The sequence below is a fragment of the Pseudomonas sp. Irchel s3b2 genome, from assembly GCF_900187445.1.
GTDB lineage: Bacteria > Pseudomonadota > Gammaproteobacteria > Pseudomonadales > Pseudomonadaceae > Aquipseudomonas.
Genome location: NZ_FYEB01000004.1, coordinates 16,150 through 33,730, shown reverse-complemented (window position 1 = coordinate 33,730; position 17,581 = coordinate 16,150). Strand labels below are relative to the sequence as shown.

The following is a 17,581-nucleotide window of genomic DNA, read 5'->3' as shown; positions in this document are numbered from 1 at the left end:
TTCGGTTTGCCGGTGGAGCCCGAGGTGTAGATCACGTAAGCAAGGTTTTCGCCGTCGAGATCAATGCCCGGGTTGGCGTCGTTGCGCCCTTCCAGCCAGTCGCCGTCCTGGTCCAGCACCAGGCTGCGAATGCCGGCCGGGATCGGCAATTGCTCAAGCAAGTGGCTCTGGGTCAGCAACAGTTGAATGCCGCTGTCTTCAAACATGTACGCCAGGCGTTCCTGCGGGTATTCCGGGTCCAGCGGCAAATAGGCACCGCCGGCCTTGAGGATCGCCAACAAGCCCACGACCATTTCCACCGACCGTTCGACCGCGATGCCCACCAGCACATCCGGGCCGACGCCCTGCTCGATCAGCACGTGAGCCAGTTGGTTGGCTCGGCCATTGAGTTCGGCGTAGCTCAAGCGTTGTTCGGCAAACACCAGCGCACACGCATCCGGGGTTTGACCGACCTGTTCTTCGATCAGGGCATGCACGCTGCGGTGCAACGGGTAGTCGACGGCGGTGGCGTTCCAGTCGACAACCGTCAGTTGCCGCTCCTGGTCATCAAGCACTGCCAATTGCCCGACCGGACGGTTGATATCCTCGACCAGCCCCCGCAACAGATTCAGCCAATGTCGGCCCATGCGCTCGATGGTCGATGGCTCGAACACATCGGTGGCGTAGGTCAGCGAGGCGTGCAGGCCTTGCGGGTTATCACTGGTGTCCAGGGTCAGGTCGAACTGCGCGGTACGGTGTTCCCAACTGAGATTTGCCAGCTCGATGCCCGGCAACGATTCGGCCAGCGTTGACGCCGCTTCGCTGCGGTGGTTGAACATCGCCTGGAACAGCGGGCTGTGGCTCAGGTTACGTTGCGGTTGCAAGGCATCGACCAACTGCTCGAACGGCAAGTCCTGATGCATCTGCGCCGCCATGGCCGTCTGCTTCACCTGTTGCAGCAATTGAGCGCCCGTCAGCTGGCCGTCGAACTCGGCCCGCAGCACCTGGGTGTTGACGAAGAAACCGATCAGACGCTCGGTTTCCAAGCGGTTGCGGTTGGCAATCGGCACACCGACGCGGATGTCGGCCTGGCCACTGTAGCGATGCAGCAAGGTCTGGAACGAGCCGAGCAACAGCATGAACAGCGTGACGTTTTCACGCAGGGCCAATGCCTTCAGGGCATTGCTCAGGGATTCGTCGAGGGTGATCGGCAAACGCGCCCCACGGAAACTTTGCTGCGCCGGACGCGGATGATCCAGTGGCAGCTCCAGCAGCGGCTGTTCGCTGCCCAGCTTTTCGGTCCAGTACGCCAATTGCCGATCCCGTTCACCGGCGGCCATCCATTGACGCTGCCAGATCGCGTAGTCGGCGTACTGCACCGCAAGCGCCGGCAGTTCGGCCGGCCGGCCCTGGCTGATCGCCGAGTACAGGCCCATCAGATCATCGATCATCACCTGCAACGACCAGGCGTCCGAGACGATGTGGTGCAGGGTCAGCACCAGCACGTGATCCTGTTCGCCGACCTGCAGCAGGACGAAACGCACCAGCGAACCGTCGAGCACATCGAACGGGCGTTGCGTCTCCTGTTCGACGAAGGCCTTGATGCTCGCCTCATCGCTGGCGGCCAGACGCTGCTCGACAAAGCTCACGCGCCCTTGCGGGCGAATCACTTGCCAGGTCCGGCCGTCTTCCTCGACGAATGCCGTGCGCAGGCTTTCGTGGCGCTCCACCAGTGCCTGGAAGCTCAGTTGCAGCGCGTTTTTGTCCAGCGCGCCGCGCATTCGCAGCGCGGTCGGAAGGTTGTAGGCGACGCTGTCGGGGTCCATTTTCCACAGGAACCATTGACGCTCCTGGGCAAAGGACAGTGCCAGCGGTTGATCACGGTCGACCCTGGTCATCGCCGGTGGCTGTTCGTCTTGTTCAGCGCCCAGTGCTTGGACGAAACCCTGCAAGGTGCTGTGCTCGAACAGGCTGCGCAACGGCACCTGAATGTCCAGCACCCGACGTACCCGCGACACCACTTGGGTGACCAGCAGGGAGTGCCCGCCCAGCTCGAAGAAGTTGTCGGTCAGGCCCACGCGGTCCAGCTTCAGCACGTCCTGCCAGATCGCGGCGACTTGCTGCTGCCGTTCGCTTTGCGGAGCAACATAACGCGTCTGCAACTGGCTGGCATCCACCGCCGGCAACGCCTTGCGATTGAGCTTGCCATTGGGGGTCAGCGGCAGGCTGGCGAGGAACAGCACATGCGCCGGGACCATGAATTCCGGCAGGCATTCCTTGAGCCGCGCCTTGAGCTCATCGCGCAGGCGCAGTTGATCGTCGGCAGCATCGAGGTTCAGTTGCGGTGCAACCACGTAGGCCACCAGTTGCTGGCTGCCCAGGGCTTCTTGCGCCAGCACCGCGACTTCGCGCACCGCCGGTTGCTCCAGCAAACGCGCTTCGATTTCACCCAGTTCGATGCGGAAACCGCGGATCTTCACTTGATGGTCGATGCGCCCCCTGTATTCGAGCACGCCGTCGTGGCGATGACGCGCCAAGTCGCCGGTGCGGTACAGCCGCGCACCGCTGCCGAACGGGTCGGGCAGGAAACGCTCGGCGGTCATCGCCGCCCGGTCGTGATAACCCCGGGCCAGGCCGTCGCCACCAATCAGCAGTTCGCCAATGGAGCCGGCCGGGTTCGGCGCCAGATCATCGCCAAGGATGTACAGCGTGGTGTTGGCAATCGGTTTGCCGAGGTACGGCTGACGCTGCTCGCGGGTCAGTTGCCAGGCCGCCGACCAGATGGTGGTTTCAGTCGGGCCATAAAGGTTCCAGACCTGCCCCGCCAGGCCAAGCATGCGCTGGGCCAGGTCATCGGCCAGTGCTTCGCCGCCGCAGAGGAATTTACAGCCCTGAAGGATGGGAGCCTGTTCGTGGTCGAGCAACATGCGCCAGGTCGACGGCGTGGCCTGCACCACCGTGACTTCCTGCTGCCGGATCATCTCCAGCAACGCTTGCGGATCCTGGGCGGTTTGCTTATCCACCAATACCACACGGGCACCGCTGAGCAGCGGCCCATAAATTTCCAGGCCGAAAATATCGAACGAGAACGTGGTCAATGACAGCATGCGATCCTGGGCATCAATGCCCGGTTCCTTGACCATGCTCACCACAAAATTCACCAGCGCCTGATGGCGCACCATCACCCCTTTGGGCTTGCCGGTGGAACCGGAGGTGTAAATCGCATACGCCAGGTGTTCACCGCTGATCGATACCTGCGGATCGGCTTCGCTGTAACCGCGAGCGTGCTCGCCCTGGTCGAGCAACAGGGTCTGCACGCTGGCCGGAATCGGCAGTTGCCCGAGCAAATGCGCCTGGGTCAGCAGCAGTTGCAGACCGCTGTCTTCGATCATGTGCGCCAGCCGGTCCTCAGGGTATTGCGGGTCCAGCGGCACGTAGGCGCCGCCCGCCTTGAGAATCGCCAACAGACCGATCAGCATTTCCAGGCTGCGGTCGATGGCGATACCAACCAATTGATCCGGGCCGACGCCCAGCTCGATCAGTCGATGCGCCAGTTGGTTGGCCTGGCGATTGAGTTGGGCATAACTCAGAGATTGTCCCTCGAACACCAGTGCCGTGGCCTCTGGTGCGCGCAAGGCCTGGGCTTCGATCAATTGATGGATGCAGCGGTCGGTCGGGTACTCGGCGGCGCTGCGGTTCCAGTCCACCAATACCTGCTGTTGTTCGGCCTCCTCGAGCAGGGCCAGTTCGCCCACCCGCTGCTGCGGATCGGCAACGACGCTGCCCAGCAGGTTTTGCCAATGCCGAGCCAGACGCTCGATGGTCGCGCCGTCAAACAGGTCGGTGGCGTAGGTCAGCTGTGCGCCGACGCCTTCGGGGCCGTCGAACGTTTCCAGGGTCAGGTCGAATTGCGCGGTGCGCGATGGCTGATGCAAGTGGCGGATCGTCAACGCTGACTCGCCCGCGCCCTGCCGGCTTTGGGTAGCGCCACTGCTCTGGTGGTTGTACATGACCTGGAACAGCGGGCTGTAACTCAGGCTGCGTTCCGGCTGCAAGGCCTCGACCAGCTGTTCGAAAGGCAGGTCCTGATGCGCCTGGGCGGCCATCGCGGTGTTCTTGACCTGGGCCAGTAACGCGCTGAACGTGGCCTGTGCATCGAATTCGGTCTTGAGCACCTGGGTATTGACGAAGAAGCCGATCAGCCGCTCGGTCTCGACCCGGTTGCGGTTAGCGGTCGGCACGCCGACGCGAATGTCGGCCTGACCACTGTAGCGATGCAGCAAGGTCTGGAACGACGCCAGCAACAGCATGAACAGCGTGACGTTCTCGCTTTTGGCCAAGGCTCTCAAGCGCTCGCCCAGTGCCGTCGGCAACGCCAGTTCATGACGGGCACCACGCAGGCTCTGGACCGCCGGACGCGGGTAATCGGTGGGCAATTCCAGCACCGGATGCTCGCTGCCCAAGTGCGCCCGCCAGTAGTCCAGTTGCCGCTCGCGCTCCCCGGCTTCCATCCAGTGCCGCTGCCAGATGCCATAGTCGGCGTACTGGATCGACAATGGCGGCAAAGTGAGTTCTTGGCCCTGACGGTAGGCGCCATACAGTTGCAGCAACTCGTCGACCATGACCCGCATCGATGCTCCATCCGAGGCGATGTGGTGCTGGGTCAGGGTCAGCACGTGCTCCTGTGCACCAACGCGCAACAGGCTGACGCGCAACAACGGCCCGTTGACCAGATCGAAAGGCTGCCCGGCCTGTTCAGCCACGAACGCCTGAATCTGCGCCTCTGGCGACAGGGCACCGGGGGTTTCATCCAGTTCGTGCACGGCGACGGTCAGGCTCATGTGCGGATGAATCACCTGCACCGCCCGCTCATCCTGCTGCTGGAACGTCGTGCGCAGGCTTTGATGCCGCGCAATCAGTGTATTGAAGCCGCGTTCGAGCGCCGATACGTCGAGCTCGCCCTGCAACTGCATCGCGCTGGGAATGTTATAGGCGGCGCTGTCGGGGTCCATCTGCCAGAGAAACCACTGGCGTTCCTGAGCAAAGGACAGCGGCACCGGATCGAACTGCGACTGTGTTTCGGGAATCGGCAGGTTCGCCGGCGAAACACCCTCCTCAAGCATCTTCTGCAGATAGACCCTGCGCTTGTCGAGCGGCAAAGTAACGAAGCGCCGGGCGATCTTCAAAGCGACATTGGTATCCATCAAGCTTCCTCCATTTCGTCAAGCAGGGCGTCCAGCTTGCTCAGTTTCAACGTATCGACCTGCTCACCTGCGGTTGCCAGACTGCTGACGAAATCCGTGAGTACGGGGTGTTGAAAAATCAGTTGTGGGGTCAGTTTCAGGCCCAGTTCCAGTTGCAGGCGTGAAACCACATTGACGGCCAACAACGAATGGCCGCCCAGTTCGAAAAAGTTATCCAGCAAGCCGACGCGCTCGATTTGCAGTACGTGCTGCCAGATCGCGGCGACCTGCTGCTCCCGCTCGCTCTGCGGGGCGAGATAACGCACCTGCAACTGGCTGGTCTCCGCCGTCGGCAACGCCTTGCGATCGAGCTTGCCATTGGGGGTCAGCGGCAGGCTGACGAGGAACAACACATGCGCCGGGACCATGAATTCCGGCAGGCATTCCTTGAGCCGCGCCTTGAGTTCATCACGCAGGCGCAGTTGATCGTCGGCGGCATCGAGGTTCAGTTGCGGTGCAACGACGTAGGCCACCAGTTGCTGGCTGCCCAGGGCTTCCTGCGCCAGCACCGCGACTTCGCGGACCGCTGGCTGCTCCAGCAGGCGCGCTTCGATTTCACCCAGTTCGATGCGGAAACCGCGGATCTTCACTTGATGGTCGATGCGCCCCCTGTATTCGAGCACGCCGTCGTGACGATGGCGCGCCAGGTCACCGGTGCGGTACAACCGCGCACCGTTGCCGAACGGGTCGGGCAGGAAACGCTCGGCCGTCATCGCCGCCCGGTCGTGATAACCCCGGGCCAGGCCGTCGCCACCGATCAGCAGTTCGCCAATGGAGCCGGCCGGGTTCGGCGCCAGATCATCGCCAAGGATGTACAGCGTGGTGTTGGCAATCGGTTTGCCGAGGTACGGCTGACGCTGTTCGCGGGTCAGTTGCCAGGCCGCCGACCAGATGGTGGTTTCAGTCGGGCCATAAAGGTTCCAGACCTGCCCCGCCAGGCCAAGCATGCGCTGGGCCAGGTCATCGGCCAACGCTTCGCCGCCGCAGAGGAATTTACAGCCCCGCAGGATGGGAGCCTGTTCGTGGTCGAGCAACATGCGCCAAGTCGACGGCGTGGCTTGCACCACCGTGACCGCCTGTTGCCGGATCATCTCCAGCAGCGCTTGCGGATCCTGGGCGGTTTGCTTGTCCACCAGCACCACACGGGCACCGCTGAGCAGCGGCCCGTAAATTTCCAGGCCGAAAATATCGAACGAAAACGTGGTCAGCGACAGCATGCGGTCCTGGGCATCGATGCCCGGTTCCTTGAGCATGCTCACCACGAAATTCACCAGCGCCTGATGGCGCACCATTACCCCTTTGGGTTTGCCGGTGGAACCGGAGGTGTAAATCGCATACGCCAGGTTTTCAGCGCTGATCGATACCTGCGGATCAGCCTCGCTGTAACCACGAGCGTGCTCGCCTTGCGGGTCGAGCAACAGGGTCTGCACGCCGGCCGGAATCGGCAGTTGCCCGAGCAAATGCGCCTGGGTCAGCAGCAGTTGCAGACCGCTGTCTTCGATCATGTGCGCCAGCCGATCTTCAGGGTATTGCGGGTCCAGCGGCACGTAGGCGCCGCCCGCCTTGAGAATCGCCAACAGACCGATCAGCATTTCCAGGCTGCGGTCGATGGCGATACCGACCAATTGATCCGGGCCGACGCCCAGTTCGATCAGTCGATGCGCCAGTTGGTTGGCCTGGCGATTGAGTTGGGCATAACTCAGAGATTGCCCGGCGAACACCAGTGCCGTGGCTTGCGGGGTGCAGAGAGCCTGGGCCTCGATCAATTGATGGATGCAACGGTCGGTCGGGTACTCGGCGGCGCTGCGGTTCCAGTCGACCAATACCTGCTGTTGTTCGGCTTCGTCGAGCAGCACCAACTCACCGAGGCAGCGTTCACCGGTGTCGATCATCTGGCTCAACAGGTGCTGCAAATGAGCCGCCAATTGCGCCACAGTCGCCGGCGCAAAACTGGCGCGCTGATAGCTGAAGTGCACCGACAGTTGCGTGTCGAGGCCCACCAGCAGAGTCAACGGATAGTTGGTCTGCTCATGACTTGCCACCGGACCAAAGCGCAGTCCTTGCGGGGCGCCCTGCTCCAGGGCTTGGGCAATCGGGTAGTTCTCGAACACCAGAATGTTGTCGAACAGCGCTTCACCGCCCTGCCCGGCCCAGCGCTGAATATCGAACAACGCGGTGTGTTCGAACTCGCGCAATGCCAGGTTCTGCGCTTGCACCGCTTGCAGCCAGCTATTGAGCGATTGCTCGGCCCGTGGGCTTGCGATCACCGGCAAGGTGTTGATGAACAGACCGATCTGTTGCTCGACACCCGGCAAGTCGGCCGGACGACCCGCGACTGTCGCGCCGAAGGCCACGGTGTTTTTACCGGTGTAGCGTTGCAACAGCAGCAACCAGGCGGCCTGCACCAGCGTGTTGACGGTGACTTTCGAAGCCCGGGCGAACTCGCCCAGACGCCGGGTCTGTTCGACATCCAGCACTTGGTAATGATCGCCGTAGCCCAGGACGTTATCAGCCGTCGATGGCCGCGCGACGGTGTGAGCGAGGCGCGTCGGCTCGTCCAGCGCGTGCAGCGCCGGGGTCCAGAACGCTTCGCTGGCCGCCATGTCCTGGCGTTGCAGCCAGGCGATGTAATCACGATAACGTCCGCCGTGAGTGGCGTTGAACTGACCGCTGTAACGCTGCAGCACTTCACCGAGCAACTGCGAGTTGCTCCAGCCATCCATCAGGATGTGATGGTTGGTGTAGATCAGGTGATGACGGTTGTCATCGATGCGCGCAATCACCAGGCGCAACAAGGTCGATGCGCTCAGGTCCAGGTTTTGGCGTTCCGTGTCGGCGAGCGTCTGCAAGGCCTGATCGCGCTGCGGATGCATGCGCAAATCATGCAGGCTGTAAGGCATCAGTGCATGTTTGCTGACCACTTGCACCGGGTTTTCCAGTTCGCCCTGCCAGACAAATCGTGTACGCAGAATGTCGTGGGCATCCACGGCCGCTTGCCAGGCCTGATGGAAACGCTCGGGGTCGAGCCCTTCGACGTCCAGGCGTAACTGGTTGATGTAATCGCCGGTGGTTTCTTCGTACACGGCATGGAACAACATGCCCTGTTGCATCGGCGACAATGGATACAGGTCTTCGATCGACTGCGGCGCCAGCGGCAAGCCGTCCAGTTGTGCCTGGCTCAAGCGCGACAGCGGGAAGTCCGACGGAGTGACGCCGTGATTTCCGGTCCGGCAGCAATGGGCGATCAGTGCTTGCAGTTCCAGTGCGTAATCGTCGGCCAGACCCTGGATGGTCGCCTCATTGAACATTTCACGGCTGAAGGTCCAGCCCAGGTTCAGTTCGCCGCCATACACCTGACCGTTGAGGGCCAGTTGGTTAGCCAATGGCGCGTGGGCATCCAGTTCATCGCCAGCCGCTTCGCTGGACGGCACGAACAACGCGCCGTCAGCTTCGGTGAAGCTGCCGTCGAACTGGCCCAGGTAGTTGAAGGTCAGGCACGGTACCGGCAATTGGCTGAGAGTTTTACGTGCAGCCTCGTCACCCAGATGGGCCAGCGCGCCAAAACCGACGCCCTTGTTCGGGATCGCGCGCAGCTGTTCCTTGATCTGTTTCAGCGAGCCGCCAAGGTCAGCGACCGGCGTCAGTTTCGCCGGGTACAGGCTGGTGAACCAGCCGACCGTGCGGGTCAGGTCAACGCCGTCGAACAGCTCTTCACGGCCATGGCCTTCGAGCTGGATCAACGCGCTGTCGGCGCCGGTCCAGCGCACCATGACGCGGGCCAGTGCGGTCAGCAGCAAATCGTTGACCTGGGTGCGATAGGCCGCCGGGGCGTCTTGCAGCAATTGGCGGGTCAGTTCCTTGTTCAGTTGCGTGCGCACCGTCAGTGCGTGTCGGTTCTGTTGCCCGCCCTGGGGATTATCCGTCGGCAAAGCCACTTCGACGCCTTGCAACTGCTGTTGCCACCAGACCAGTTCGGTGCGCAGTTCAGCGCTGTGAGCGTAGGTTTGCAGGTGCTCGGCCCAGACCTTGGCGGCGCTGGTTTTAGCTGGCAATTGCAGGGTTTCGCCGGTCAACAGTTGACGGTAGGCGGTTTGCAGATCGTCGAACAGAATGCGCCACGACACGCCGTCCACCACCAAATGGTGGATCGCCAGCAACAGTCGCTGACTGCCGTCATCGAGGTTCGCCAGCACCGCACGCATCAGTGGCCCGTCTTGCAGGTTCAGGCTGCGTTGCGCTTCGTTGGCCACCGCTTCCAGTGCCGTGGCGTCGGCGACATCGACCGCCCAGACCATCGCATCGGTCTGGCTGTCCAGCGCGCGGTACTGCGCCTGCCAACCCTCGGCCTGCTCGGCGAAGCTCAAGCGCAAGCCATCGTGGTGCGCAACCAGTGCGCCCAAAGCCAGCTCCAGCACGTTGGCATTCAAGGTTTGCGTCGGCTTGAGCATCACCGCCTGGTTCCAGTGCTGTCGCTCGGGGATGGCCTGTTCGAAGAACACCTGCTGCACTGGCAACAACGCCAGTTCGCCCGTTACCGGCCCCTGATCGATGACCTGAGCCTGTTCGCCAAGCCGCGCCACCGTGGCCAGTGCCTGAATGGTCTGGTGCTGGAACAGGTCTTTTGGCGTGAAGCGGATACCGGCCTGTCGGGCGCGGCTGACCACTTGAATCGAGATGATCGAATCGCCGCCCAGCTCGAAGAAGTTGTCGCTCAAACCGACCTGATCGAGTTTCAGCACGTCCTGCCAGATCGTCGCCAGTTGCTGCTCCAGCAAACTTTGCGGGGCGACATAGGCTTGCTGCAACTGACTGACCTCAGGTTTTGGCAGATTCTTGCGGTCGAGTTTGCCATTGGGGGTCAGCGGTAGGCGCTCAAGCAGCAGCAAATAGGCCGGGACCATGTGCGCCGGCAGCGCGGCTTTAAGTTGTTCGCGCAGGCTTTCGGCGAAATCGGCGCGATCGGCATTGAGCGCGTCGGCCACCACATAAGCCACCAGGCGCTTGCCGCTGCCGGCGGTGCCTTCCTGGGAAACCACCACGGCTTCGCGCACACCTTCGAGGGTTTGCAGGCGCGCTTCGATTTCTCCCAGCTCGATACGGAAACCGCGAATTTTCACCTGATTGTCGATGCGATCCAGATAATCGAAAGTGCCGTCGGCACGCTGACGCACCAGGTCGCCGGTGCGGTACAGCAGGCCACCGACAGCGCTGAACGGATCGGCGACAAACCGTTCCGCCGTCAGCCCCGGACGGTTCAGGTAACCCCGGGCAAGGCCCGTGCCGCCCAAGTACAATTCACCGGCCATACCTTGGGGCAGCAGGTTCAGGTCGGCGTCCAGCACGTAAGCACTGCGATCACCGATGCGGCTGCCGATCGGCGCATAGGCCGCACCGCACGGCACCTCGCGCCCGGCCTTCCAGATCAGCGGCGTGACCACGGTTTCGGTCGGGCCGTAGCCGTTGATGATGTAGTCCGGATCGAGCGCGCGCTTGACCCGCTCGAAACTGGCGTTGGGCACGGCATCGCCGCCGAAGCAGTAGATCCGCACCTTCGGCGGATTGCCTTCACGTTCGGCATGCTCGGCCAGTTGTTGCAGGTAGACCGGCGGGAACGCCACCACCGTCACGCCGTGTTCGCGCATGGCGTTGTAAGTCTGTTCCGGAGTCCACAGGCTGTCGTCGCGAATCAGCAGCGAGGCACCGTGGGTCAGGCTGGTCAGCCAACGCTCGTGGGCGCCGTCGAATGCGAAAGACATGAAGTGGAATTCACAGTCACTGTCACGCATTTCATAGCGCTCGCCGATGGCTTGGCAGTGCATCGCCAACGGGCCATGGGCAACGCTCACGCCTTTGGGGTTGCCGGTGGAACCGGAGGTGTAAATGACGTAAGCGAGGTTCTGCGGATCGAGCTGCACCTTGGGCACATTGAGGGATTGGCTGCGCAGATCGAGGCGGTCGAGCTCCAGCACCGGGACCGAATCATCCACCGGCAATTGCGCAGAAACACAAGAATCGGTCAGCAACAATGCCACACCCGAATCCTCAATCAGATAGGCCAGGCGCTCACGCGGGTAGCTGGTGTCCAGCGGTACGTAGGCACCGCCGGCCTTGAGCACCGCCAGCAATGCAACGATCACCCCTTCGCTGCGCGGCAAGGCCACGCCGACCCGACTTTCCGGGCCGACACCCCCCGCGATCAGGGCGTGGGCCAACTGATTGGCGCGTCGGTCGATATCGCCATAACTGAAACGCTGACCGGCGAAGATCACCGCCGTGCGCTCCGGGCTCTGGGCGGCGAGTTCGGCGATGCGCTGATGAACGGCGATGTTCACCGGGTACGGTTGCGGCTGGTTATCGGCCTGTTGCTGCGCCAGCTCGGTGGCACTGGCCAGGGCGATTTCACCAAGATTGCGTTCGGCCGACTCGGCGAACTGCTCCAGCAGTTGCAGCAGGTGCGCACCGATGCGCTCGATCGCCAACGTGGAAAAATGCGCCCGGTCGAAGCTGTAATGCAGCGCCAACGTCTGGCCCAGCGTCACGGCCACGCTCAACGGATAGTGGGTTTGCTCAAGGTTGGCGACTTCGCCGAACACCACGCCTTGCTCCGCGCCTTGTTGCAGCGCCTGGGCAATCGGGTAGTTCTCGAACACCAGAATGTTGTCGAACAGTGCTTCGCCACCCTGCCCGGCCCAGCGTTGAATGTCCGCCAGGGGCGTGTGTTCGAACTCGCGCAGGCTGAGGTTTTGCGCCTGTACCGCTTGCAACCAGTGGCCCACGCTCTGGTCCGGACGCGGCGCGCCGATCACCGGCAAGGTGTTGATGAACAAGCCGACAGCTTGCTCGATACCGGGCAAGTCTGCCGGACGCCCGGCTACCGTAGCGCCGAAGGCCACCGTTTCGTGACCGGTGTAGCGTTGCAACAACAGCAGCCACGCAGCTTGCACCAGAGTGTTGAGGGTGACTTTCTGTTGCCGGGCAAAGGCTTCAAGGCCTTGAGTGCGGCTGACTTCCAGGGTCTGGAAGTGATCGCCGTGCCCGCTCAGGGTTTCGTTGCCGGACACCACCAGGGCCAGTCGGGTCGGCTCTTGCAAAGCGGCCAACGGCTCGCGCCAGAAGTCCTGGCTCAATTGCCCATTCTGACGTTGCAGCCAACCGATGTAATCGCGATAGCGCCCGACAGAGGGCACCGGCGCCCGGCCGCTGTAACGCTGCAAGACTTCGCCGAGCAACTGCGAATTGCTCCAGCCATCCATCAGGATGTGGTGGTGGGTGTAAATCAGGTGCCAGCGATCAGCCGCGGTTTGCACCAGCACCAGTCGCAGCAACGGCGCCAGGCTCAGGTCGAAGCCTTGCTGGCGTTCGGCATCGGCCCGTTCACGCAAGGCCTGAACCTGATCGCCACGCTCACGCCAGTCCAGCACAGTGAACGGCAACTGAACCTGTTTGTGGACGATCTGAACCGGTTGCTCCAGTTCGCCCTGCCAGACAAAGCCTGTGCGCAGGATGTCTTGAGTATCGACAGTGGCCTGCCAGGCCGCGAGGAAACGCTCGGGGTCGATGCCTTGCACATCCACCCGCAGCTGATTGATGTACTCGCCCGCCGCCTGCTCGTAAAGGGTGTGGAACAACAGCCCCTGCTGCATCGGCGATAGCGGGTAGAGGTCGTCGAGTTGCCCGGCGGCCACCGGTAGTGCATCGAGTTGTGCCTGGGTGATGCGCGCCAGCGGGAAGTCCGACGGTGTAGCCTGTGGGGTTTCGAGGGTGCAGCAATGTTCGATCAACGCATTGAGTTCGACGGAGTATTGATCAACCAACTGCTGGATGGTCGCCGTGTCGAACATCTCACGGCTGAAGCCCCAGCTCATTGATAGCTCACCGCCGTACACCTGACCTTCGACCGTTAACCAGTTGGCCAACGGCGCCGACGGATCCTGGGCCGCTCCACTGCCTTCGCTGGACGGCACAAACAGAGCCGCTTCGTCGAACTGGCGGTCGAATTGCCCCAGGTAGTTGAAGGTGATGCGCGGTTGCGGCAGGGCCGCCAGTGCGGCGCCAATTTGCGGATCGGCCAGATAGCGCAGCGCACCGTATCCCAGACCTTTGTCCGGCACCGCGCGCAGTTGCTCCTTGACCGTTTTGATCGATGCGCCGAGATCGCCGGCCGGGCTCAGGTTGACCGGGAACAGGCTGGTGAACCAGCCGACGGTGCGGGTCAAATCGATGTCGTCGAACAGGTCTTCGCGGCCATGCCCTTCGAGCTGGATCAGCGTGCTGCCCTGCCCGGTCCAGCGGCAAACGGCCCGCGCCAGCGCGGTCAGCAGCAGATCGTTAACCTGCGTGCGATACGCCGCCGGTGCCTTTTGCAGTAGTTTGCGGGTTTGTTCGGCGTCGAAGATGAGTTCAACTTTCTGCTCGAAACGGTTTTGCAGTGCACCGTCAGGGTGGTCACACGGCAAGTCGTTTTGCGGCGCATCGCGCAGTTGTGCCTGCCAATAATCGACACTGTTCTGGAACGTGGGCAGATGGCTTTGCAGACGCGCCACCCAGCGTTGGTAGGAACTGGTTTTCGCCGCAGCGGTCAGTGTCGAGCCGTCGCGTACCTGACTGTAGAACTGCTGAAGATCCTCCAGCAACACCCGCCACGAAACACCGTCCACCACCAGGTGATGAATAGCCAACAGCAGCCGCTGCGTGCCGTCGGCCATGTCCACCAACAGCGCTCGCAGCAATGGACCGTGACTCAGATCAAGACTGCGCTGGGCTTCGTCGCACGAGGCATTCAGTGCTTCGACCGATTGCGCCGAGCGTTGCCACAACACCGACTCGCTGGACGCCGCGCCATAGGCTTGCTGCCAACCGGCATCAGTCATTTCATAACGCAGACGCAAACCGTCGTGATGCGTGAGCAACTGCGTCAATGCTTGCTCCAGCGCCCCGTCATCCAGCCTTTCGCGTGGGACCAGCAGCAGCGACTGGTTCCAGTGTTGACGCTGCACAATGGCTTGCTCGAAGAACCAATGCTGCACCGGCGCCAGGGCCACCGCACCAACGGCCGGACCTTGATCGATCAGGTTTTGTTCGCCGCTGCGGGCCACTTGCGCCAGGCTGCGGATGGTCTGATGCTGGAACAGGTCTTTGGGGCTCAACACGATGCCCGACTGACGCGCGCGGCTGACCACTTGCATCGACACAATGGAGTCACCGCCCAGCTCGAAGAAGTTGTCTTCCAGGCCGATGTTGTCGATGGCCAGGACGTCCTGCCAGATCGCTGCCAGCGACTTTTCCATCACCGTGCGTGGCGCCACGTGTTCGCGTTGCTGCTGAGTGCCGTCGACCGCGGGCAAGGCTTTGCGGTCGAGTTTGCCGTTGGGTGTCAACGGCAATTGTTCGAGGAATAACAGATAAGCCGGAACCATGTAGTCCGGCAAATGTTGGCGCAGGGCGGCTTTCAGGGTTTCACGCAGGCTCGCTTGAGCATCGGCATCGGCATCGTCCGCCAGCACGGCAGCATCGGTCGGCACGATATAGGCGACCAGTTGCTGACCGTTGGTGCCGTCTTGAGCCAGCATCGCCAGTTCGCGTACCGCGTCCTGCTGCAACAGCCGCGCTTCGATCTCACCGAGTTCGATGCGGAAACCGCGAACCTTGACCTGATGGTCGATTCGACCGACGTATTGCAATGCACCGTCGACCTGATAACGGGTCAGGTCACCAGTGCGATACAGGCGTTCGCCGTTGCCGGCGAACGGGTTCGGCAGGTACTTCTCGGCGGTCATGCCCGGCCGGCCCAGGTAACCACGAGTGATGCCCGCGCCGGCCAGGTACAGCTCGGCCGATACGCCTTGGGGCACCGGTTGCAGATCGGCGTCCAGCAAATAGCTGGCGGTGTGTTTGAGTGGCCGACCAATGTTGGCGGTGCCGCCGCCTTCGCGCCGAGTCCAGGTGGAATAGGTGGTGTCTTCCGATGGACCGTAGAGGTCGTAGACGTGCTCGAGGGTCGGCTGCTGATACAACGCATCCACCAGGCTCTGCTTCAGCGGCTCACCGGCGAGGTTGATGATGCGCACACTCGGCGGAATCTGTCCGTCGCGCTGCAATGCATTGATCGCCGATGGCACGGTGTTGATCAGGCGCACCTGATCACGAGCCAGCAATTGCGGCAACTCCAGGGCATTGCGCGCGATGATCACCGAGCCGCCATTGGCCAGGGTGACAAACAGCTCCCACACCGACAGGTCGAAACACACGGACGTCGACGCCAATACCCCCTGAATATCGTCGCGGCTGTACACCGACCGCGACCAGTCGATCAGCGCCAGCACATTGCGATGGGCGATGGCCACGCCTTTGGGTTTGCCGGTAGAACCGGAGGTGTAGATCACGTACGCGAGATTATCCGGTGTGACGCGGGACACCGGCGCGCTGCTCGGGTAAGCGGCCAGCCATGGCTCGGCGGCGTCCATCAGCAGCACTTGGGTACCCGCCGTCACGTTCAAGGTTGCAGCAACAGCCCGCTCGGTCAGCAAAACCAGTGCCCGACTGTCTTCGAGCATGTAGGCCACGCGATCGGCCGGGTAATCCGGGTCCAACGGCACATATGCACCGCCGGCCTTGAGCACCGCGAGCAACGCCACCAGCAGGCTGTCGGAGCGCTGCATTGCCACGCCGACCCGCACTTCCGGGCCAACATTCAACTCGATCAGCTTGTGAGCCAGACGGTTGGCCTGAGCGTCGAGTTCGGCGTAGGTCAGTTGTTTTGCGACGAAGGTCACCGCCAGCGCGTCTGGCATGGCCGCGACTTGCCTGGCGATCAGCTCATGGATGCACAGGTTGTCGGCGAAACCTTGGTCAGCGCGGTTCCAGTCATGGACGATGCGCTGGTATTCCGCCGCTTCAAGCAACGGCAAATCGCTGATGCGCTGCTGGCTGTCGCTGACCATGCCGTGCAGCAGATGAGTCCAGTGCCGTGCCATGCGGGCGATCGTCTCGACGTCGAACAGGTCATTGGCATAGGTCAACGCGGCGTGCAGTTTGCCGGCCTTTTCATAGGTGTCCAGGGTCAGGTCGAACTGAGTGGTACGCCCTTCCCATTCGATCACGCCTAGCTCCAGGCCCGACGCGGTGGTCACCGTGGAAATGTCCGCGACCTGTGGCTGGTGGTTGTACATCACCTGGAACAACGGTGTGTGACTGAGGCTGCGCTCCAGCTTCAACGCTTCCACCAGCCGCTCGAACGGCAAGTCCTGATGGGCCTGGGCGCCGAGGGCGGTTTCCTTGATGTCACTGAGCAAATCCGCCACGCGGGTCTGGCCGTCGAGCTGGGTGCGCAGCACTTGGGTGTTGACGAAGAAGCCGATCAGGCCTTCGATTTCACCGCGGTTGCGGTTGGCGATCGGCACGCCGATGCGAATGTCGGTCTGCCCGGTGTAACGGTGCAGCAACGCGTTGAAAGCGCCGAGCAACAGCATGAACAAGGTGATGTTGTGTTTCTGCGCGGTGGCACGCAATTGCTCGGCCAGTTGACCATCGACTCCGAACTCATAACGTGTACCGCGATAACTGGGCATCGCCGGGCGCGGGTGATCGGTCGGCAACTCCAGCATCGGATGATCAAAGCCCAATTGTGCTTGCCAGTACTCCAATTGCCGCACCTGCTCGCCGGCTTCCAGCCAGCGGCGTTGCCACAACGCATAGTCGCTGTACTGAATCGGTAACGGTGCGAGCTGCGGTTGCGTGCCTGCATCGTGGGCGTCGTAGCAGCGGATGAACTCATTGATCAACACATTCATCGACCAGCCATCAGAAACGATATGGTGCAGGGTCAGCAGCAGCACGTGCTCCTGCTCGGCGAGCTTGAGCAGCTTGACCCGCAGCAGCGACCCGACGGCAAGGTCGAACGGCAGCAGCGATTGCTCCCGGGCGGCCTCAGCCACGGCCTGCTCGCGTTCAAGGGCCGGCAACGCGCTGAAATCGACCTGCTCGATCACCAGCGGCGCACTGGCTGGCACTTGTTGCAGGGTCTCGTCGGCCTGACGCTGGAACAGCGTGCGCAGGGTTTCATGACGCGCCACCAGACTGGCGAACACCTGCTCCAGGGCCGGCAGGTTCAACCGTCCGCTCAGACGCACCGCGCCCGGCAAGTTGTAGGCGCCGCTGTGCGGATCCAGCTGCCAGAGAAACCACATCCGCTGCTGAGCGTAGGACAGCGCCTGCCGGTCCTCGGCCTCGACCCCTTGCGGAATCGGAAAACGGGCGAAGTCCACGCCCTCCTTGTGCAAGGCCGCAAGGAACATCTGGCGCTTTTCCAGGGGCAACCCGATAAACCGGCGAGCAAGTTTCAAGGAGTCTTCAGCATTCAT

General features: G+C 62.3%; 2 protein-coding genes (1 of these 2 cut by a window edge). Both read right to left on the bottom strand.

What is annotated here, in order from left to right; all coding sequences use genetic code 11:
* Positions 1 to 5,183: the 5' end (the start) of a non-ribosomal peptide synthetase gene (locus CKW20_RS11640; RefSeq protein ID WP_095053036.1), read on the bottom strand. The gene continues 8,332 nt to the left of window position 1, outside the view; only the first 5,183 of its 13,515 coding nucleotides appear in the window; the start codon lies at positions 5,181 to 5,183; the stop codon falls past the left edge of the window.
* Entirely contained in the window at positions 5,183 to 17,581 is a 12,399-nt protein-coding gene (locus tag CKW20_RS11635; RefSeq protein WP_095053035.1) for a non-ribosomal peptide synthetase, read from the bottom strand. Before CKW20_RS11635 ends, CKW20_RS11640 begins: the two co-directional genes overlap by 1 nt.